General features: G+C 38.1%; 1 pseudogene. It reads left to right on the top strand.

The features are described from left to right. Positions 1 to 210, top strand: a pseudogene (locus tag V6256_RS16120) (endonuclease I); the annotation flags it as partial.

Genomic DNA, 210 nt, shown 5'->3' with positions numbered 1-210 from the left:
GTTTGTGTCAATACAAAACGTAAAGCTTATAAAGGACGCCGTTGTGCTGAAAAAGCAAATATGGAATATCTTTATATGCAAGCTGATATGTATAACCTGTACCCTGCCATTGGCTCAGTGAATGATAGTCGAAGTAACTTTAACTTAGCCATGCTAGGTGACTCTGAAAGTGATTTTGGTAGTAGCGCGATGAAGATAGAAAACCGTAAA

The organism is Psychromonas aquatilis (genome assembly GCF_038155185.1).
GTDB classification, from domain to species: domain Bacteria; phylum Pseudomonadota; class Gammaproteobacteria; order Enterobacterales; family Psychromonadaceae; genus Psychromonas; species Psychromonas aquatilis.
The sequence above is the reverse complement of the archived record's forward strand: the minus strand, read 5'-3'. Positions and strand labels throughout refer to the sequence as shown.